Origin of the sequence: Parafilimonas sp. (assembly GCF_051953455.1) — a bacterium.
Lineage (GTDB): Bacteria > Bacteroidota > Bacteroidia > Chitinophagales > Chitinophagaceae > Parafilimonas.
The window spans coordinates 24014-46488 of record NZ_JBQCIT010000022.1; the positions used below are offsets into that span (position 1 = coordinate 24014).

General features: G+C 39.4%; 16 protein-coding genes. 6 read left to right on the forward strand and 10 right to left on the reverse strand.

Annotation, left to right across the window (positions count from 1 at the left end):
- Positions 1 to 148: 148 nt before the first annotated feature.
- Positions 149 to 1987 (reverse strand): molecular chaperone HtpG, encoded by a 1839-nt coding sequence (gene htpG, locus ACTHN6_RS08745; protein WP_440435368.1) that lies wholly within the window; start codon positions 1985 to 1987, stop codon positions 149 to 151.
- Between the two features lie 184 nt (positions 1988 to 2171).
- Between htpG and ACTHN6_RS08750 the strand changes: the two genes are divergently transcribed.
- Positions 2172 to 2471 (forward strand): hypothetical protein, encoded by a 300-nt coding sequence (locus ACTHN6_RS08750; RefSeq protein ID WP_440435369.1) that lies wholly within the window; start codon positions 2172 to 2174, stop codon positions 2469 to 2471.
- A 129-nt stretch (positions 2472 to 2600) separates the two neighbouring features.
- On the opposite strand, the gene ACTHN6_RS08755 is transcribed toward ACTHN6_RS08750, so the two are convergent.
- The 9 genes from ACTHN6_RS08755 to ACTHN6_RS08795 form a co-directional block, all read right to left on the reverse strand.
- Positions 2601 to 4004, reverse strand: coding sequence for a RagB/SusD family nutrient uptake outer membrane protein (locus ACTHN6_RS08755; RefSeq protein ID WP_440435370.1), 1404 nt, complete (start codon positions 4002 to 4004; stop codon positions 2601 to 2603).
- Positions 4005 to 4061: 57 nt separating this feature from the next.
- On the reverse strand, positions 4062 to 7097 hold the full coding sequence (locus tag ACTHN6_RS08760; protein ID WP_440435371.1) for a SusC/RagA family TonB-linked outer membrane protein: 3036 nt from the start codon (positions 7095 to 7097) through the stop codon (positions 4062 to 4064).
- Positions 7098 to 7668: 571 nt separating this feature from the next.
- The gene (locus tag ACTHN6_RS08765; protein WP_440435372.1) at positions 7669 to 9654 is read right to left on the reverse strand and encodes a glycoside hydrolase family 97 protein; all 1986 of its coding nucleotides are present in this window, start codon (positions 9652 to 9654) and stop codon (positions 7669 to 7671) included.
- A gap of 532 nt (positions 9655 to 10186) precedes the next feature.
- Entirely contained in the window at positions 10187 to 11272 is a 1086-nt protein-coding gene (locus ACTHN6_RS08770; protein WP_440435373.1) for an efflux RND transporter periplasmic adaptor subunit, read from the reverse strand.
- A gap of 6 nt (positions 11273 to 11278) precedes the next feature.
- The gene (locus tag ACTHN6_RS08775) at positions 11279 to 14404 is read right to left on the reverse strand and encodes an efflux RND transporter permease subunit (protein WP_440435374.1); all 3126 of its coding nucleotides are present in this window, start codon (positions 14402 to 14404) and stop codon (positions 11279 to 11281) included.
- A gap of 40 nt (positions 14405 to 14444) precedes the next feature.
- Complete coding sequence (locus ACTHN6_RS08780; protein WP_440435375.1) at positions 14445 to 15260, reverse strand: TolC family protein; 816 nt, start codon at positions 15258 to 15260, stop codon at positions 14445 to 14447.
- Positions 15261 to 15346: 86 nt separating this feature from the next.
- Entirely contained in the window at positions 15347 to 15835 is a 489-nt protein-coding gene (locus tag ACTHN6_RS08785) for a hypothetical protein (RefSeq protein WP_440435376.1), read from the reverse strand.
- 81 nt (positions 15836 to 15916) lie between these two features.
- A complete protein-coding gene (locus ACTHN6_RS08790) occupies positions 15917 to 16129 on the reverse strand; it encodes a hypothetical protein (protein WP_440435377.1) in 213 nt (70 codons plus the stop codon).
- Between the two features lie 35 nt (positions 16130 to 16164).
- The gene (locus ACTHN6_RS08795) at positions 16165 to 16866 is read right to left on the reverse strand and encodes a hemerythrin domain-containing protein (RefSeq protein WP_440435378.1); all 702 of its coding nucleotides are present in this window, start codon (positions 16864 to 16866) and stop codon (positions 16165 to 16167) included.
- A gap of 395 nt (positions 16867 to 17261) precedes the next feature.
- On the opposite strand from ACTHN6_RS08795, the gene ACTHN6_RS08800 reads away from it, so the two are divergent.
- The 5 genes from ACTHN6_RS08800 (at position 17262) to ACTHN6_RS08820 (ending at position 22353) form a co-directional block, all read left to right on the forward strand.
- Entirely contained in the window at positions 17262 to 17828 is a 567-nt protein-coding gene (locus ACTHN6_RS08800; RefSeq protein ID WP_440435379.1) for a dihydrofolate reductase family protein, read from the forward strand.
- 168 nt (positions 17829 to 17996) lie between these two features.
- Positions 17997 to 19013 (forward strand): GntR family transcriptional regulator, encoded by a 1017-nt coding sequence (locus tag ACTHN6_RS08805; RefSeq protein WP_440435380.1) that lies wholly within the window; start codon positions 17997 to 17999, stop codon positions 19011 to 19013.
- Between the two features lie 14 nt (positions 19014 to 19027).
- Positions 19028 to 19585, forward strand: a complete 558-nt coding sequence (locus tag ACTHN6_RS08810) for a glucose-6-phosphate isomerase family protein (protein WP_440435381.1) — start codon at positions 19028 to 19030, stop codon at positions 19583 to 19585.
- Between the two features lie 14 nt (positions 19586 to 19599).
- Positions 19600 to 20556: an ROK family protein gene (locus ACTHN6_RS08815; protein ID WP_440435382.1), complete on the forward strand. Its 957-nt coding sequence runs from the start codon at positions 19600 to 19602 to the stop codon at positions 20554 to 20556.
- A 33-nt stretch (positions 20557 to 20589) separates the two neighbouring features.
- On the forward strand, positions 20590 to 22353 hold the full coding sequence (locus tag ACTHN6_RS08820; RefSeq protein ID WP_440435383.1) for a class I mannose-6-phosphate isomerase: 1764 nt from the start codon (positions 20590 to 20592) through the stop codon (positions 22351 to 22353).
- Positions 22354 to 22475: the final 122 nt, after the last annotated feature.

Sequence of the window (22475 nt, forward strand, 5' to 3'; positions counted from 1 at the left end):
AACGTATTAAAAAAGCCCTGCGGTTTAAAACCCGCAGGGCTTTTTTTAATTTTTATTATTGCTATTATACAGAACAATTTACAAATTCAAAAGCCCCGAAATGTAAATCTTTCAGGGCTTTCATGAAGACATCTAATACGTCCAAATTCTATGCTTCCAGTATAATATTACTCTTTGTTTTGCCTTCCATCAGTTCAACACTGCGGTTAATAAAACCGGTAAGTTCTTCGCCTTTCAATAAACCCTGGGAAAGCAAAGCCAGGTCTGCAAGATTACGCACCTGCTTATTTAATTTATCTGAATTATCTTCTTTTAATAACTGCTGGTAAATAGGATGGTTACCATTAACCGTTAAAGTTACTTCATCAGGCATTTGAGCGTAAAAAGAAGCCATGCCGCCGCCAACGCCCGCCATATCTTTCATACGGCGCATAAACTCAGGACGTGTGGCAACAACCGGCGGCGCATCGGTACTTAAACCTTTTACATCAACCGTAATATGCGTTTCACCAATTTGCAAACCAAACCATTCTTTCAGTTTTGCTTCTTCATCTTTATTTAAAATACTTTCATTGGTTTCCTGTGCATCAATCAAATTATCAACTATATCAGCATCCACACGCTTAAAAGTTACATTCTCCCATTTCATTTCCATCGTATTGATGAACGCCGCATCAACAAGCGTTTCCATCTTCACTACTTTATAACCTTTATTGGCAGCAGCCTTTATATAACTATCCTGCTGAACAGGATCAGTTGTATAAAGAATCACCAGCTTGCCGTCTTTATTTTTCTGGGATGCTTCTGTTGCCGTCCTGTATTCATCCAGCGTATAGAATTTTTTGGCTGATGTATCTTCCATAATAAAGAACTTGTTTGCCTTTTCAAGAAACTTATCATCTGTCATCATTCCATACTTTACAAACAAGCCAAGGCTTTCCCATTTTTCCTCAAACTCACTGCGTTCCTTATTAAATATCTCTTCTAACTTATCAGCAACTTTCTTGGTAATGTATGTATTTATCTTCTTCACATTCGGATCGCCCTGCAAATAGCTGCGGCTTACATTCAGCGGAATATCAGGACTGTCAATAACACCATGCAGCAACATTAAAAATTCGGGTACAATATCTTTCACTTCATCGGTTACAAAAACCTGGTTGCTGTATAATTGAATCTTATCTTTCTGAATCTCGTAGCTCTGTTTAATTTTTGGAAAATATAAAACGCCGGTAAGGTTAAACGGGTAATCCACATTCAAGTGAATCCAGAACAAAGGCGTTTCGCCAAAAGGATACAATTCTTTATAAAAATTCTGGTAATCCTGCGTGGTTAATTCAGATGGTTTCTTCGTCCAGATAGGGTTTGTATTATTAACCTGCTTGTCTTCAAAATAAACAGGCACCGGTAAAAAGCGGCAGAATTTTTCAAGAATCCCTTTAATGCGGTCAGCTTCCAAAAACTCTTTGCTTTCTTCATTTACATGCAGCACAATGCGGGTGCCCCTCTCCTCTTTTTCCACCTGGTATAATTCATATTCCGGGCTGCCATCGCAACTCCAGTAAACGGCGGGTTCGTCTTTAAAGCTTTTGGTGAATATTTCAACCTTATCACTCACCATAAAAGCGCTGTAAAAGCCCAAACCAAAATGGCCAATGATATTCGCGTCTTTATATTTCTGTAAAAAATCTTCAGCGCTGCTAAAAGCCACCTGGTTAATATATTTATCAACTTCAGCTTCTGTCATACCAACGCCGCGATCGATAATGCTTAACGTTTTATCTTCTTTGTTAATCACAATATCAATGCGCAGGTCGCCAAGCTCACCTTTAAATTCGCCAATAGAAGCAAGCGTTTTCACTTTCTGCGTAGCATCAACTGCGTTGCTTATCAGTTCGCGTAAAAAAATGTCATGATCGCTGTAGAGAAATTTTTTAATGATCGGGAAGATGTTCTCCGTGTGAACTCTTATTTGTCCTTTTTGCATAATTATTTTTATGTTATCAGCTGCGGAATGCTATTCAACTTCGTTGTGTCACTCCCTTGTACGGTTGTACAAAACGCAGCTTCGGTTTTAAATTCAAGCCTGCAAAACAAAGAAAATACCAGATAATGAAAAATGACAGGTTGTCAAATATCTTTTAAATTTGCCCGCAGGCAAACCAAACATAATGACAACATTTGATACATTGCTTATATATTTTGGCGTAGTAGTACTCGTTTTATTCCTGCTTTACGGAACACAAAGCCACATTATTACCCTTATAGCAGGCTATATAGTTTTTTGCGTATTCTATTTTGACCTCGGCCCTTTTTCTTTTGAATGGACCGCCAGTTCAATGCTGCCGCATTTTAAAGATGCAGGCGTTATCTATATTATCTCTTACGCAATAGGTGTGCTCTTTTACCGGATATTTCCTGTAAAAAAACATACCGGCGTTACAACAGCTCCCGGCCAGGAAAACCATTGATCTGTAACATTTTCCTTCCTGAAATAAAATAATAAACCCGGCAGCAATTGCTGCCGGGCGGTTGAAGTAGTCAACATCATAAGGCTGACATTCATTAATAAGTTCATTTATAAATACGTATAATTCTACCTATTGATACCCCGGGTTTTGATCAATATTCGGATTGGCCTGCAGTTCTGATAAAGGAATTGGCGCCACCCTGTGATAATTATCATAATTAATTTGCAACGGGCCGGGTATTGATGCCGGATCAGCTTCTCTTGTAATGGCACGTTTCAAGCGGTTAAGATCATAAAAGCGGTCGCCTTCAAAAGCAAGCTCCTTTCTTCTTTCCGTAATAATATCTTCCAGCAATTCATTGCCCGATGATGTGTAACCGGTAAAATCGGGGTCTCTTGTTACAGCCACTGCATTCAAATAATTGCGGGCATCGGTTTCATTGCCCGGCAACGATGCTTCGGCCGCAATAAGATACACTTCTGAAAGGCGTATCACTTTAATATTATCCCTGTCTTTCGTGCTTATCGCATTGGGAAATTTATATACAATAACCGCGGGTACGCCGGCTTTTGTATAATCGGGAATTAATACAGATGCCCGCACATCGGTAGGGCTATACAAATTATATAACTCCTGTGTGCAGTAAATATCCTGGTAGTTATCTGCATATATTCCGCTAAAATCATCGGAACCATTATTGTTGATGAGATCAACATCCACTTCAAACATGGTTTCCACACCATCTGTATGAACGCCCGCATCTTTCCAAAAATCATTATAACTATCAGCTCCAACGAGGGAAAATTCACTGTTGTTAATTACATCAACCGCGGCGGCTTTTGCCTTTGCCTTATCGCCCATATACAAATAAGCCCTTGCCAGCAACCCTTCAATGGCATATTTGCTTAACGTTATAGAATTGGAGTAACCGTCAGCTGTGGCAAAACCCTGTTCAAGGTCGCTTATTATTTGCGCATATACTTCTTTAACCGTATTACGTTCCGGCTGCGTGTATGGATCATAATGCAATATAACAGGCACGCCTGCGCCATCAGGGTTATCTGTATAAGGCCTGGCATATATGTTCACCAGCTTAAAATACATCAATCCTCTTACCGCATAAGCCTGGGCTTTTAACAAAGGCACATCACCACCTGAAATATCTGCATCTATTATCCTGTTGGCGCGAAGAATTGTGGTATAAGATTTATTCCAGATATCTGTGTATTCATCATTGGCTGAAGTAAAGTTGAACTGGTAATTTGCAATGTACCTGCCGGAATTACTTGCTTCTATAAAAGCATTATCCGATTGCACATCGCCAATTACAGGCATATCGCGCCCATAAGCGCCCACAGCTCGCAAATTGGCATACATTCCGCTTACGGCATTTTCCATTGATGATTCATCCACGATGGCTTCCTCATCAGGAAGACTGTCAAACGGTTGCTTTTCAATAAAGTTCTTGGAACAGGATGCAAACAAAATAATACCGCTTAGCAACTGTACCGATCTTTTTATTATATTTTTCATGTGTTTATTTTTACTTATGTACATTCTTAATTATTGCATGTACTTTTCTTTTCCTATTTAAAGCCCTATCCTGATTCCCCCAACAATGGTTTTCGGAATAAAAACATCAAAGTCGTTGGTGCTTTGAATACCCGTTTCAGGATCAATTGGCAAAAGATCATCTTTTACAAACGTTACCAGGTTAGTGCCGCGCACATACAGCGAGAGATTATTTAAATGCCAGCGCTGAACGACCGTTTTGGGGAATGCATAGGATAGCTGTATATCCCGCAGCCTTACATAATTGCCATTATACAGATAGCGTGAAGAGGAATTATTCGAACTAAGATTACCGCCAAATATGATTTTAGGAATATTGGTAACGTCGCCGGGCTTTTGCCACCTGTTAAGCTGGTTGGTAAACTGGTTTAAGCCACCGAGATAAGCGCCTTCGCTCATGGCGTATGAATCCCATATATCATAAATGTAATTGCCAAAGCTGTAATAGAATTGCGCAGAAAGCGAAATGCCCTTATAGGTAAATGTGTTGGTAAGCGAGCCAAAATATTTTGGCGATGCCGATTTGCCCGTTAACGTATAAGGCGCCTGGTTTACATCGCTGGTGGTTGTTTTGCCGTCTGAGGTGTACCACAATGGGTCACCGTTTTCCGGGTCAACGCCTGCCCAGAGGGGCAGGTAAAATTCCTGTATATCATGCCCCTCTGTTATGTTGAATAAACCGTTGCCGATAGGCGAGCCGTTATATAACTCAAGCACCTTATTTACATTATGTGCAAGATTGAACTGAACATCCCATGTAAAATCTTTTAATACTACAGGTTTACCGCCTAAGGCAATTTCATAGCCTTTATTCTGAACACTGCCTATATTTAGTAATTGCTTGGTAAACCCTGATGTTCCTGAAAGCGGTACTTCACTCAGCAGGTCAGAAGTGGTGCGGCTATAATAATCAAAGCTGCCGTATAACCTGCCTTTAAAGAATGATACATCAAGGCCCACATCAAAAATTTTATTCTTCTCCCAGGTAAGGTTGCTGTCGCCCACATTGTTGGGTGCACTGCCCGGCTGGCCGCCATAGTTATATCCAAGGCCATACGTTGCCAGTGCCTGGTAATCACCAAAGCCCAGCGCATTGCCGTTCTGGCCATAAGAGGCGCGTACTTTAAGCAGGTTTATAAAATTTACCTGCTGCATAAATTGTTCCTCACTCACATTCCAGCTACCACCTACAGAATAAAAATTACCCCACCTGTTATTCACCCCAAATACTGAAGAACCATCCCTCCTGAAGCTTCCTGTTAGAACATACCTGTCTTTATAATTTACAGTTGCATTTGAGAGGTAAGAAACGGTAGAATTTTCGTTAGGCAACGATGTGGCTACTGTGGGCGTGGCCGCGGACGCCAGGTATCTCAACTTCAGGTTATAAGGAAACACCTGGCCGTTTGCCTGCATAAGATAATTATTGTAATACTGCGATTCATAACCCCCCATTACTTCAAAATAAAAATCTCCATCAGCATTCAGACTGTGCTTAAAGTTTAAAAGGTTACTCCATGTCCAGTCAAACACGCGGCGGTTGGATGCATAACCGGCACCGCCCACCGAATAACCATCGCCATAAAAAGGATTCTGATAAGCATCTTCCTGTATGGTTAAGAATTCTGCACTGTACCGGCTGGTAAACCGCAGCTCCGGCAGAATGTAATATTCTCCTGAAACATATCCCCTGAAATTAATTTGCTTAGCTGAATTATCATCAAGCCTGGCAATAGCCACGGGGTTATACGGGCCGCTGCTTGGCCTGAACTGACCGTCAGGATCGTTATCGCCATAACGCAAAGAACCATCTGTATTATATGGCGTGTACCATGGAAGCAGGAAATAAGAAGATATTACCGGGTTGCTGAAAGCGCCGCTGTTAGTAGGTGTTATCTGCTTGCTGTAGCTTCCGTTTAAACCTGTTGTAAAAGTGAGCTTGTCATTAGGTTTATGCGTAAGGGAAAAGCTGCCGTTATATCTTTTAAAGCTGGACGCTATGATTGTTCCTTCCTGGTTAAATAAACCGGCAGAAGTATAAAACTGTGTTTTTTCATTGCCACCGGTAAGGCTGAAATTGTATTGAGACTGCTTGCCCGATTGCGTTACCACATCATACCAGTCTGTATTGGTTTTGGTGTAATCCTCCGGGATGCCCAGCGCATTTACAATAAGGTCATCCGCTTCTTCATTATTGGAAGCATAGCCTGCATTAATAAGTGATTCCCGCAACAATGTTTGGCTTTGCACGCTGTTGAGGCTTTTATTTTTATCGTTAAAATAAGCTGGAGAATTAGCGCCTGCTTCTGCAGATATATTAAACCGTGTTTGGCCTGCTTTTCCTTTTTTTGTGGTAACAATTATTACCCCGTTAGCTGCCCTGGAACCATAAATAGATGTGGCGGATGCATCTTTTAAAACGCTTATACTTTCAATATCATCGGGGTTTAAGCCACTTAAAGCATTGGCCGTTGTGGTTTGGGAAGTAAGATCTCCGATGGTTGCAACCACTCCATCAATTACCCATAACGGCGCTGCACTGGCATTGATGCTGCCAATACCGCGAATGCGTATATTGGTAGCAGAACCCGGGGCGCCCGAAGCTGATGTTGACTGCACGCCCGGCGCCAGTCCCTGCAACGCTTTGTCAATTGACGTAAAAGGCTTTTCAGCTATATCGCTTCCTTTAATGGTAGATACAGCCCCGGTGGCATCTAACTTTCGCTGTGTGCCATAAGCAACCACTACCACTTCAGAAAGATTGCCGGAAGCAGGTTGCAATACAACAGTAACATTACTGCTTGTGCTTATGTCTATACTTTGCGTAGTATAGTTTACTGATGATACTTCAAGGCTGGTAACACTCGCAGGAACCGTAATTGAAAAAGCGCCGTTAACACCGGTGGCAACTCCTATTTTAGTGCCTTTTGCCATAACGGTAGCATTGGATACAGGCGCTGCATTCTGGTCTGCAACGGTGCCGGTGATTACACGGCTCTGCCCAAAAAGCCCTGCATACAATAACGTAAAGAGTGTTGTATATAGTAATCTCATAATGAATTTTTAATATGCTATCAGCTAATGAATAGCAGTTAGAAAATGAATGTATATAGGCGAATACTGGTAATGACAAGCAGTTGACATTTTTAGCTTGATGCCTGTATATGCTTAAAAACCGAAGCAGGAATTTTATTTACTAAAAGCAGATTTAAAGCGGCTGGAGGATATTGCCAGGTTGTTATTGTCCCAAACTGGAAAAGTTCAGGCATTTATATAAAGAGAAATTAAAACAGGCATAAACCTTCCATCAAAAGAAGTGTTATGGAAGAATGTGTTGACATGTGAATTAAGGAATAAAAGACGAACAACAGCATGGTATGATCATTAAACTTTGTTGAGCAATTATTGAGGAAGACATCTGTAACCGGGTTTATAGCAAAGGTCTCACAACGAGCTTCCCTTCGAACCAAATGCTACCTGCATCTTAGCCAAATCTATTTCTTTAAATTTTGGACTTGCATTAAAAATATGAAGAGCGGGTTGTTAAGTGAACCATTCTTTTTTTATAAAAGGAGGATCAACGATTATCTTCTAAAGTTATCTTCAATCAACTTGCCTGACAGAGTTATTGCTTCTCGAGTTTTATAAGGAAGCCTCCGCCCGGCGCCAAATGCATTTGTATGTTATTCTTTTTTGTAACAGTTAAACTATCTATTGTATAATCTGATGCATAGCGTTCTGCATTCATCCCATCTTTACAAATTGTTGCTTTATATTTATTTGCTTCACCCAGAAAATCAAAGCTAGCCGGCAAGTCTCTTCCTGACCAATTGGTCATGCCACCTATATACCAGTCGCCGTTTTTTTCCCGTGCAGTAATAATGTATTCTCCAATTTTAGCATCAAGGATTATTGTTTGATCCCAGGTTGTTGGTATGCTTCCCCATAGTTTCATGTAAGCAGGTTCGGTAAAACCCTGCGATGGATTACCGGCAAAAAACTGCATAGGATTATCATACACAGCTAACATTGCAAGCTGGTGGCAGCGTGTGCCCTGGCTCATTATATAGCCATTTATATTCCTGAAATTTTCTTTTGTCATGTTAATCAACATACCCGGTTCATAATCCATTGACCCCGCTAACATGCGTGTAAAAGGCAAAAGCAAATCATGATCTGGCGAAGGCTTATCGCTCCATATATTATATTCTGAACCAAGAACCGCCTCTCGTGTAACAGCATTGGGATAAGTGCGGTTAAACCCTTTTGGCGGATAGGTGCCATGAAACATAATCATGATTTTATGTTTTGCACATGCTGCTGCAACGCGCTGATGAAAGCCAACTGCAACCTGGTCATCGCGGTCTATAAAATCCGTCATAATAAAATCAATACCCCATTTATTAAATTGATCAAGTGCACTATCAAGCTGCCTGTTTAATGTAAGCGCCTGCGTCCACACAGCGATTTTTACACCTTGTTTTTTTGCATAAGCAACCAGTGTATCCATGTTGATTTCCGGCACCACTTTCAACAAATCATTGTTATCGCTCCAGCCTGCATCCATCATAATACGGTCAAAGCCAAACCGCTTTGCAAAATCAATATAATATTTGTAAGAAGCTGTGTTGCGCCCGGCTTTAAATGGAATGTTGTATAAGTTGAGATCAATGATCCATTCATCTGTAATATTGCCTGGCTTTATCCAGGAAACATCAGCAACACGGGATGGTGAAGCCAGCCTGTACACCATATCGTTAGCTGGTAAAGCTTTATCTTCTTCAGCAATCATTAATATACGCCATGGAAAAGCCCTTGTGCCTTTTGTCCTCGCTATATAATCTGCACGTTTGGCAACAACACTTTGAGAATATAAAGCCCAATTAATTTTTTCCTGCAATGGATAATGTGCAAACACCGCTTTCAAAGAAGCAGTGCCAGTGCCGGCAACAAACATACCGGGATAATCCTCCAGGTCAGATTCTGTAATGGCAATTTTTGGATTTGATTTTGGTATGATTAATATTGGTGAATACGCAATAGAGTTTGCAGGAAATTCAGACAGCTTTTTGAAACTATATACATTTTCAAAAGAAGTCTGAAACATATCGGTGCTATCATTAAAAGGAATTTCCTGGAAATAACCGGAAGGATTACCAGGGAAATTAAAATCAGCTACTTCATCTTTTATAATAATGGAATCTTTAAACCTGGTTGTTATCCTGTATGCAATGCCGTCATCATATGCCCGGAATTGCAGCTTGAAGGGCTGTTTAAATTCTATCGAAAGTTCATTATAAACATCTGGTATAACTTTTCTTTTTTCAGGCACAGGTGAAGTAATGGTACCAGTTATTTTTTTTACGGATGACAATCTTATTGAATTGTTCAGCGACAATGCTTTTCCATCCTGCAACATCATATCAATAAATGAAGGCGCAACTATCAGCAGGTTATTATTCGATACGCTGTAAGAAAGTCTTTTATCCATCCAAACCTTCACACAAATTTTACCGGATGGCGAGCAAACCTGCAATGTATCTTTTGCCCATACATTCTTGGCATTAACTATAGTAAATAAAAAAACAACGAGATAGTTTTTGTATGTCATGTATGATGTATTTCTGAAACGGTTTATCATTTTTAAATACAAACAAAATTATACCCCGGATTTTGTTCAAACGGCGAAGCCCTGTTTAATTTGATCAACAGGTATGAGAACCCGGCAAGCGCTCGTCTTCATAGATAAATTAATTCTTCTCATACCGCAACACTGCCGTAATATTACCGGTGAAGTTAATAAGCCGGCTGTTTAGATAAATCCAACCTATGAATTTATTGGAGTATATTTTACCTGCATCCATATACCAGGCAGTAACGTTTATATTCTTATTATTTTTAATTACTCTTCGCTGAATTCCTTTCTTGTGAATGTCTTATAAAAAATATTTTTGTATGAAAACATGGCATCGTTTAACTGGATAAGCCTTACGCGGTCAGGCAATAAAATCCAAGGCGTGGCATTAACATATTCAGGCGACCAGCTTTACAGGAAATTGTTGAAGAATATAGAAAACTGAAACAGCGTATAACAAGAGGTTCTTTATAAAATAGTACTATAAATGAGGTATTATCCTATTACCTCATTTTATTTTTACGCCGCTTCCATCTTTTATTTCTTCATTAGCATTTTTTATAAATACATCGCCGGCTTTAATTGAACCCAATACTTCAGTTTTATTTGTTAACGCAAACCCTTTTTTTACATCAATCCATTCAGCTTTACCGTTAATTACACGAATTACAAATTGCCTTTCCTGCGTTGTAACAAAAGCACTATTAGGCAATAAGATACCTTGTTGTGGTCTTTGTAATGGTAATTGCATTTCTGCGAACATACCCGACTTTAATTTTTTATCGGCATTATCCACCTCGAACTCCCATATTTCACTGCGGGTGTTGCTGGCAAGTGCACCTGATTTTCGCACCAGTTTTGCATTAAATGATAAGCCGGGATAAGATGATACGGCAAAGCTTGCCCTATTGTTTGCAAGCACTGAAGCAGTGAAGGCTTCGGGCACCGGAACCTGCAGGCGCAGAGTTTTTACATCTTCCACTTCAAATAAAAGATTGCTGCCTGAATTATTTACATAATCACCGTTGCTTACCATCCTTTTCGTTACAATACCGCTGAATGGGGCTTTGATTATAAGGTAACCGCCGATAGCGCCTATACTGTTTTTTGCGTCGATTGCAGCATTGTATGATTGCATATCCGCATCCATCTGGCTTTTAGCTCCATCTAATTCGTTGGCAGCAACAGCACCGGGCGTTGCTGAGGCGGCAACCAATCTTTCGTAATTAGATTTAGATGCTTCAGATTTTGATAATGCAGTTTTTGCTTTGCTTTCCGCTTCTGCAATTTGATAATTCATTTCCGGTGCATCAATTATGGCAAGCGTTTCACCCTTAGCTACTTTTTGACCAATATCCGCCGATATCCTTTTTACATAGCCATTAACTTTTGAAATTATACTTGCTTTTTCAAGTGAAATTAATTCTCCGTTCAATTGTAAAGTATCTATTATGGTTTGCAAACGGGCTGTTATAGTATCATACGTTTTTACTTCATCGCTTGTTGCAGATGAAGTAGCTGCATCATTTCCGCAGCCTGACCATATAGTTGCCGCCATATAAAAAACAACTATTTGCAAAAAAGATATTCTCATGAAATACTATTGATCATTTTCTGATAATAAAGAAACACTTTTAAAACTTTTTCTACCAATTACTGACTGATAAACTGCCGGTAAAACAAACAGGCTGCCAATGGTGGAAAAAAATAACCCGCCAATTACTGCAATACCAAGCGGTGATGTTTGGTCACCACCTTCACCAAAGCCTAATGCCATTGGTATCATACCTGCAATCATTGCACAACTCGTCATTAAAATTGGGCGTAGCCTGTTACTGATGCCGTGAACAGCAGCACCATGTTTTGATTGCTTCCTGTAGCTTTCAGCATTTGTGACAAATAAAATGGCATTGGCCACTGACACACCAATTGCCATTATACAACCCATGAACGATTGTATGTTTAACGTTCTGCCGGTGATGAATAACAATAAAAATGAACCTGCAATTACTGCAGGCACCGTTGAAACAACGGTGAACGATAATGGAAACGACTGGAAATTTGCTGCCAACAATAATAGTATAACAACCACCGCCATTAAAATTCCATTCTGTAATTCGCTGAAGGTTGCCTTAAAAACATCTGCTTCACCACGCTGATAAATTTTTATTCCTGTTGGTAAACTGTCTAAGCTTTTAATTGCTTTATCAACATCTTTTATAGCTGCGCCAATGTCTTTGTTATAAAGATTTGCTGTTACTGCAACATAACGCTGTTGGTTAATCCGGTCATACTCGCCGACCGTGTTCACATTTTTTAAAGAAGCAATATCATGCAAATAAATTGGCTTGTTTTGTTTTGTATCAATCGGAATATTTTCAACATCTTCCGGCTGAGTCATCTCATATTGCGGAATTTCAACCTGCACCTGGTATGCATTTCCTGCAGATTTATCTAACCAATAATTAGGTTGTGTAAAACGGCTGCTTGCCGTGGCAGCAACCGTTGATTTACTCACCTGGTCAATCGTTAAACCTAATTGGCCGGTCCGGATGCGGTCATAATCTATTTCCAATCCGGGATAGTTTACAGGAGCGCTTATCTGCACATCACGCATATAAGAAATGGATTGCAGTTTTGTTACCAGCTTATCCGCATATTGCTTTCCCTGTTGTAAATTTTTCCCCTGTACTACTACTTCGATTGGCGTTGATGAACCCTGGCTCATAACCTGGTCAACCAGATCTGCAGGTTCAAACAAAAACTTCGCCTGGGGCATTTCATCACTTAGTTTTTTACGCAACCTTTCTTTGAAATCTTCAAGATGAATAGAAGCGTTATTTGTAAAGCGTACTTTAATTACTGCTTCGTTCGGCCCGCTTGTCCATAAGTGAATTACATTAACAGGATAGCTGCTTCCCTGCACGCCAATAAAGGCTGATGTGATGGCAATATTTTTTTTATCAGCCAATGTGTCGATCATACTTAACACATTTTTAGTTGCTTCTTCTGTGCGCTCTAATCTTGTGCCCGCGGGCAAGCGCAAGCGCACCTGGAACTGCCCTGCATCAACTTTAGGAAAAATTTCTTTGCCGATAAATTGATATATAACAATTGCAATGGCGAGAGAAGCGATGATATACAATGGCACTAACCAACGCCGGTTGTATATATTTTTTTCTGTGCGTTTTGTAAAGCGATGCTGAAAGCGCTTCCATTGCTCAGATGCGGGTTTAATGTAATTATCTTTCAATATCCAGCTGCTGATAACCGGAACAAAAGTTTGCGACAAAAGAAAAGATGCAATCATTGCAAAACCCACAGCCAGCGTAAGTGGAAGAAACATAGCTTTGGGGATGCCCGACATAAAAAACGCAGGGACAAACACGGCAAGAATGCAAAGGAGTATTAAAAACTTCGGAACGGCAATTTCTTTACAGGCTTCTAAAATTGCGGTTGATTTTGGCTGACCGGTTTCCAAGTGCCGGTGAATATTTTCTATAGTAACAGTTGCTTCATCCACCAGTATTCCTATTGCTAAAGCCAAACCACCAAGTGTCATAATATTAATGGTTTGCCCAAACAAGTTCAAACAGATAACCGCAGATAATAATGCCAGCGGAATCGTCATCACCACAATCAATGCACTTCTTGTATCCCTCAAAAAAAGCAATACCATCAAGCCTGTTAATATTGCTCCCAGTAAACCTTCTATTGCTAAACTTTTCAGCGAATTAATTACATAACCGCTCTGGTCAAATTCATAACTTACTTTAATATCCGATGGTATAGCAGCCTGCATATCGGGCAAAGCAGCTTTCACCTTTTTTACTACATCCCACGTTGCTGCATCGGCTCTTTTGGTTACAGGAATATATACGCTTCGCTTGCCATTAATCAATGCATAGCTGCTGGTAATATCAGCGCCATTATCAACGGTAGCGATATCTTTCACATATACCGTTGCACCGTTTTGTGCATAAATGGGAATGGCTTCCAGTTCTTTAATATTTTGAACAACGGTGTTTTGCGGTGTAATGAGTGTTTGGTCGCCAACACGCAAATTGCCTGCAGGTGTGATGGTGTTGCCTTTTGCGATAGCTGTAACCAAATCATCAGGAGAAATATTATAGCTGCGTAATTTATTGGGATCAGCATGAATTACTACAGTACGCTGGTTGCCACCAAAAGGTGGCGGCGCAGAAACCCCCGGCAGCGTTGAAAACATAGGCCGTACCTTAAATAATGCCAAATCCTGTATCTCACTTAATGAACGTGTGCTGCTGCTAAATACCAATTGACCAACGGGCACGCTGCCTGCATCAAATCGTGTAACGAATGGCGCAACAGTTCCGGGTGGCATAAAGGCACGGGCCCGGTTCACCATAGCAATCACTTCGCTCATCGCCTGGCTCATATCGGTGCCCTCATAAAAAATCAATTTCAATAAAGCAATCCCCTGAATATTTTTGCTCTCCACCGATTTAATGCCGGTTACATACAAAAAGTGATATTCATAATAAGAGCTGACAAAGCCTTCCATTTGTTCGGGGCTTAAACCGCCATATGTTTGCGCCACGTAAATGGTTGGCGTACCCATTTTTGGAAAAATATCAACGGGCATTTTGGTGATGGATAATACAGCGAACACAATAATGGCAATTAAGGCAACTATCACCGAAACAGGTTTGCGCAAAGAAGCATATATGATGTTAATTAACTTCATTAACTTAAGCAATATTATTATTTACTGATGATGAATTATTTTAATCATTGAATTGTTGCAGAAATAATTTTAAATCTCCCGTCACACTTGCTTTATACAAAAAAGATTTCCATACTTCCCACTTTGCATTTTCCGTATCGGCATCTGCCTGTATCAGTTGCTGCTGCGCCAGCACAACATCCGCGTAACTAATCAAACCTGCTTTATATCTTGCCATAACGGCATTAAATAAAAAACTGGAAGATTGTTGCTGCGATTGAACAAGCGATGCAACACTGACAGCATTATGCAAAACCGTATCTGCTTCTTCATTTTGTTTTTTTAAATGCCATTGCATAGCTGCATAATCTTCGGTTGCCGCATCTAATAACTGTTGTTGCTGCTGAATTTTTGGTTTGATATATATGCCCTCAAATAATGGAACAGAAAGTTGTGCAGCCACACCATAATTATAGCGTTGAAAATACAAGCCTTGTGACGTTTTTACATCATTGCTTTCATCAATACCGGAGCCTCTTGCATAACCTGTTCCGGATAAAGAAAGCGTGGGTTTTTTTAATTGGTGCAGTACAGTTTCATTGTTCTTTTGATTATCAATTTCTGTTTGCAACGCCTGTAATTCAGGGTGCAATAATGTGTCATTCATTTGAAAAAATACGGGCTGTTTATTAAGCAGCACGGTATCAATAGCAGCAAAGTTTGTATCAATACCAATTAATTCCTGCAATTGAATAAACAACGTGCCGGTTGACTTTTGCTGTTGCTGTAATAAAATATTTGCTTTAGCATATTCTGCATTCCATGATGCACTGTCTGTGCCGGGCCTTAATCCCTTTTGCGTAAGTGTTTGTGACAATTGTAAGGCTGTCGCAACACGATTTAAATTATTCTGGTAAACTGTTACCAGTTTATTGGCAAGCAGCCAGTCAAGATAAGTATTGATTAATTGAACATTTTGCCTGAATAACTGTAATTGTTCTTTTGCTTTGGCAGCATTGATTTGCGTAATTGTTCTTTTGCTTTGGCAGCATTGATTTGCGTATTTGCCTGTTGCAATAAAGATTTTTCATAACCGAATGTTACAACATCCCATTTTGCAATCAATGCAGCAGCACTTCCAAAAACTCCATTGTATGAATTTGCCATTGCCGGAGGGCCGCTAATGGGTGTAACAAAAGAAGGAAACACCATGCCTGTGATATTATTGTAAGTAGCATAATTAATTTGGTATGCTGCCTGCAACTGCGGTTTAAACTGGTTTTTAATTACGTTTGTTTGGCTTTGGGCAGCCAGTGTGCGAAATGCAGTTGCTTTATTAGCTGCATAGTTTTTGTTTGATTGCTCAATTAATTTTACGAGTGTTGAGGATGGCTGTGAATAAGAAAAAATTAAACTGAATAAAAAACAAATACAAGCAATAAAACACTTCATAAATGATTGCTTACTATAAATAATTTAAATGCAAAAGGCAATTTACCAATCAAAACAATAGCCCGTTCATTTAATACCGATTTAATTTCTCCAGGCGATTTCTTTCTTTTCCTCGTAATCCGTAAAAGCTTTTTCCAAACCTGTTAATACTTCTGCAGATGTTTCGAATAATGCTTTAGCTGACGGATCTTTTAATTTTTCAATATCACTTCTTAGATGATTGATTAATGACCTGAGTTCTTTCTTTACATGGGCAGTGTGCTGCGCAGGATTGCTTGTATTTTCGTTTTGCATAATAAAAGTTTTATAAGTTAAAAATTATGATGTAATTATATTTTCGGAGTAAATTGAGATAAGTCATAAATTCCTAAACTCTTTTCAATAGCTGCCACACGATTTACCATTGTTTCAAAACCATCCTCACCAAATTTTTTGTGTTCATTGTTCTCAAATTCTTCACCTAAGCTGTCATACTCATGTTTGGATACCAGCTTTCTAAATGCAGGAAAAAGCACGGTATCTTCTCTTGCCTCATGCGGTGCATACATGGTGTTGAAAGTAAGCAGCAGTTCAATCAATCTTTGGTTTTCCTGTGCTGTCCTGTTTGTATGGCTGGTTACCTGTATTATTTCATCTGTAACGCTTCGGCCTGCCTGGTGTTGCTGGTATAACACATCTACCAGATCAGTCAGCTGGTTTGCCTTTTTGAATCGCGGGAATAAATAATCTTCCTCCTGCTTTTCATGATAATCCTCTACAAATGCCCTGATGATATTTGCTGATTTTGTGATCGCATCAACGGGAAAATTTTCTTTATTCATTAAATGCATTCTGCAATTATCATAAATCAATAATATACGTTTCAGCACGCCATGCTCCTGCATCAGATCTTCCGGCGGCGATACTTCTTTTTCTTCACCTTCTTTATCTTGACAACCGTTTAATAAACCGACACCGGCAATACCTGATAGTGTTGCTATCAAGCTTTGTTTTACAAATGTTCTGCGTCCGGTTGAATTATGGATTTCCATATTGTTCGTTTATGGATAAATAACCTCAAAGGTCGTTCCATAAGTTCCGTTTATGGTATCAGGCATTTTGTTTTTGGAATGATTGAGGCGTAGTTCCAACCGATTTTTTAAAATACTTTATAAAATGCGAAGGATTGGTAAAATCAAGTGTATAAGAAATTTCAGAAAGATGCCTATCATAATTGTGCCACCAAAAATCAAGTAATAAAAGTCAAAAAATCCAGATCCGATAAAATTCTAATTAACAAATATATTCAACGCGGCATAACGCTATAAGCATTTACTTTATCTTCAATTTTCTTATTTCAATTTGGCCTGTTATCGGCAGACAACAAATGGATCAGAGCATTGTGGTGGCCAGGCAGCGAAAGATATTTTGAAAAATCCAGACACATATGAGAAAAGTAATTGCAGCAATAAACATGACACTTGACGGGGTTTGCGACCATACGGTCGGAGTTGTTGATGAGGAACTGCATCAACATTATTCTAAACTTATAAATAATGCAGGCGTTATTTTATATGGCCGGACAACCTATCAGCTCATGCAATTTTGGCAAGCATTATTGAAGAATCCTTCTGGTGAAAAATCAATGGATGACTTTGCCATTTCAATAGACAGAATTCAAAAACTTGTTTTCTCCAACACCCTGAAGGACACAGGATGGGACAGTGCAAATCTGGCGAACAGACCGCTTAACGAAGAAATTTTAAAACTCAAACAACAACCGGGAAAAGACATTTTAGTTGGGAGCCGGAGCTTAATTATTCAGCTTTTAAACAGTAAACTTATTGATGAATTTCAACTTTGTATTCATCCTATCATTGAAGGAAAAGGGCTGCCGTTGTTTAACCAAATAAAGAATAGGACTGTTTTCAAACTTGCTAAGACAAAATCCCTGAACTCAGGTGCAGCCGTACTCTACTATGAACCGACGTCAGGAACAACAACGAACCGCTAACATTGGTGCCAATAGCTGGGCCGGGCATTCGGGTAATTGGTCACGGGTTTCTAAAAAAGATTAATTGAACGACATTTATTGTGATGTTTTAACTTAACACACAAAGTAAAAAATTATGTACCAGTATATACCTGTTTGTTTATATTTGCCTGCTTCATTGTTTAACACATGAAAAAAACGATAACTGAACTGATTCAAATTGACTCCTCACTTGCCACGCCTGTTTATAAACAAATCGTGCAATCCATTTACAGGAACATTGATAATGGTGTGCTGGTAAAGGATGATATCCTCCCTTCTGTAAATAAAATATCGGAAGTTTTTTCGTTGGCAAGGGGTTCTGTTTTTAGTGCCTATAATGATCTGCGCGCATCCGGCATTATCGATTCTATTCCTGGAAAAGGTTATTTTGTTAAAAGCACAGACACCAAACAAATCAAGCGCATTTTTCTGTTATTCAGCACTTTTACGCCCTATAAAGAAACTTTGTTTAATGTGTTACTGAATGCTTTGCCAAAGGACTGCACACTCGATATTTATTTTCATCATCACAGTATCAAGATGTTTGAATCGCTTATCCGCGAACAAGGTGGCTATTATAATACGTTTATTATAATGCCTGAAGTGCACGACGCAACATCTTCTATACTTTCAAAGCTTGATCAACGCAATACTTTTCTTTTGGATGTCGGCTTTAAAGAATATAAGAAGCAGTATCCCGGCGTATATCAAAACTTTGAAAAAGATATTTACTCTATTCTCCTGTCGAATAAAAATCTCATTGCGAAATATAAAAGATTATTCCTTGTTTTTCCTGAATCTGTTCGCACAAAAGATATTATAACCGGTTTCAACAAATTCGGCAAAACAAAAACTGTTAATACGGCTATTATTAATAAGATTAATGAAGACGATATTAAAAAGCTGGATGCTTTTATTGTTATCGAAGATAACGATCTTGTACAGATTGTAAAATTTGCCAAATTAAAAGGCTGGCAGCCAGGTAAAGACATTGGGATCATTTCTTACAATGAAACAAATTTAAAAAGTGTAATTGGCAATGGCATTACGACCATCACCACCGACTTTAAAGCCATGGGCCGTTCAATGGCCGAAATGGTAATAAACGGGGATCACCATGTTATCGAAAATCCATTTATCATGATAGACAGGCAATCATTTTAAATAATTACAACAGTATGAGTTCTATTCTTGAACCGGAAATAACATTCATAAACGGAAAATTAAAAGGGAAAAATATTGATCGCATAGACCGAAGGTTAAAAGACTTAAAAGATATTTTTTTTGATAAAGCTGCCTTGAAGAAGATGAATCCTGAAACGGTGGTATATGAAGTTGAATCTTATTTCCCGGTGACGCCGGACACGGAAGGCGGATTATTTTATGGTATCACTTACATACATCCCGGTATGGTGGGCAATGAATATTTCATGACAAAGGGCCATTTTCACAAGATAAGAAACCGCAGTGAATTTTATTGCACACTTCATGGAGAAGGTATGCTGCTGCTGATGGATGAAAACAGAAACACATGGGCCGAAAAAATGTACCCGGGAAGTATTCATTATATAAAAGGCAACACAGCGCACCGCACAGCAAATACAGGGAATTCTATACTTTCTTTCAGTGCATTCTGGCCTGCTGATGCGGGCCATGATTATGCAACAATAAGTGAAGAAGGCTTTTCAAAAATCCTGATATGCGAAAACGGAAAACCTGTATTAGCCGGGAAATAATTTAAACGATTGCGATGAACAATTTTTTTATTGGTATCGATTTAGGCGGAACAAGAATTAAACTTGGATTAATAAGCAATGATGAAGGTAATAATAGGTTACTTGATAAAAAGATTATCCCCGCCCAATCGGCAAAAGGTTTAGCCACAAGCCTGCCCATCATAAAAGATCATATCAATAATTTACTTAACTCAAACAATGTTGATATAAATATACTCAAGGGCATAGGTCTCGGATTCCCCGGTCTCGTAAACCCGCAGTCAAATCAAATATTAAGTACCAATGCCAAATACGATGATGCTTTACATATAAAGTTAGATGAATGGGTGCATGCAAACTGGAACGTTGATTTTTTTATGGATAACGATGCCCGTTTGGCTGCCGTGGGAGAATGGAAATATGGCGCCGGCAGCGATACCGATGACCTCGTGGTAATGACAATAGGCACCGGCATTGGCACTTCTGTTATTATGAACGGGCAACTAATGCGTGGCAAACATTTTGAAGCCGGCTGCCTTGGCGGCCATATTTCGGTTGTGTATAATGGCAGGCAATGCACCTGCGGCAACAAAGGCTGCGTGGAAGCTTATGCAGCCACATGGAGCTTAAAGGAAAGGATACGGGAACATGAGGCATTCAGCAAAAGCTCGTTATCAACAGTTGATGTTATAGATTTTGAAGCCATGTTTAATGAAGCGGATAAGCAGGATGCGCTGGCCATTGAATTCAAAAATGATTGTATTCAGCTTTGGGCTGCAGCCATCGTAAATCTCATCCATGCCTACGACCCTGAAGTGGTGGTTATTGGCGGCGGCGTTATGCACCGGCATGAAGAACTAATACCACGCATCAAAGAGCTGGTTCACCAGCATGCCTGGACACCATGGGGAAAGGTTGAAATAGAACCATCTCAATTGTTAAGCGATGCTGGTATTTACGGTGCGGTATATTGTTTACAAAACAGGATATAAAAATTTTATTATTTATCAAAATATTTAGTTTCAATGGAAGGATATATTCCGAACTATGATAAGTTTCCCATTGTTCAGGTAAAGCAGCAAAATGTTTTATGCGGTGAAGGCTGGGAACAAACATGCAGCATTATTAATGAGTGCATTCAATCTGTATCTAATGCAAAAAAAATTATTGCAATAGAATGTTATACTGAAATACTCGATGAAGAAGTTTTAACTAACCTGCAATCCTGCATCAAAGGTGAATTTATTCTCACCAAAAATTATATGCTGCCGGAAGATACAATTAGCAAAATGGTTTATCCGGATGTAACGGATGATGCCGTGTTTGGTTATATCACCCGTCTTGCAATAAACGATTTTTTTGATGCGGATAAGATTGAGCTTTTTAAAAAAGAATTAGAAAAGAAACAAGACACCGTAATTATTTATGGTATTGGTGCAACCCTGCTTGCACAACAATACGACCTGTTGGTTTACTTCGATATGACACGCTGGGAAGGACAGCTTCGTCAAAGAAGAAATGAGGTGAGCAATCTTGGCGTTAACAATAAACAGCTTAAAGCATCCCTACAATATAAACAGGCTTATTTTGTTGACTGGCGTGTGGCAAACCGGCACAAGCGAACCTTAATGCACAAATGGGACCTGGTAGTTGATACCGTTAAAAAAAACAACCCCAAAATTGTTGAAGGCAAAGCATTGAATAAAGCGCTTGAACAAACAGCACATCAGCCATTCCGCGTTGTTCCTTTTTTTGATCCCGGGCCATGGGGCGGGCAATGGATGAAAAAATATTGTGACCTGGATAAGAATGAAAAAAACTTTGCCTGGTGTTTTGATGGCGTACCGGAAGAAAACAGCCTGCTGCTGCAATTCGGCGATATTGTTTTTGAAACGCCGTCCATCAACGTGGTTTTTGCACAGGCAAAACCTTTGCTGGGCGATGTTGTTGAGGCAAGATTCGGTGCAGAATTTCCAATCCGTTTTGATTTTTTAGATACCATTGAAGGCGGTAACCTAAGCCTGCAGGTGCATCCAACAAATGAATATATCCGCGAAAAATTCGGCATGTTTTATACGCAGGATGAAAGTTATTATATGCTTGATGCAGATGAAGGTGCCCATGTTTACCTTGGTTTGAAAGATGGTATCGAACCAACAGAAATGATCGCGGAATTAACGGAGGCGCAGAAAGGCAAACAACCTTTTGATGCAGATAAATTCGTGAATAAAATTCCTATAAAAAAACATGACCATGTTTTAATTCCATCGGGTACAGTTCATTGTTCCGGCCGGGGAAGTATGGTGCTTGAAATAAGTGCAACACCTTACATTTTCACATTCAAATTATGGGATTGGGGAAGATTGGGTTTAGATGGAAAGCCTCGCCCCATCAACATAAAGCACGGTGAAAAAGTTATTGACTGGACTCGCACAACAGAATGGACAAAACAGAATTTAGTTAATACAATCAAAGAAATAAATCGTGGTGACGGCTGGCATGAAGAATATACCGGCTTGCATGAAACTGAGTTTATAGAAACAAGAAGGCATTGGTTTACCAAAAAGGTTCATCATTCAACAAACAACAGTGTAAATGTTTTGAATTTGATTGAAGGACGTGAGGTTATTGTTGAAAGCCCGGTTAATGCATTTGATCCTTTTATTGTGCACTATGCAGAAACGTTCATTATTCCTGCATCAGTAAGAGCGTACACAATTCGTCCTTATGGTGAAAGCGAAGGGAAAGAATGCGCCACATTAAAAGCATTTGTGAGATTTAAAGCCTAAAGTTTTGCTTATTGTAAGATAAACCTGATTGATTCAATAAAGTTCTTTGAACGTCATGTCGAGGTAACGAGACATCTCCTTAAAATCAAAGGGTATAGTACTCGGGAGATTTCTCCTATCGT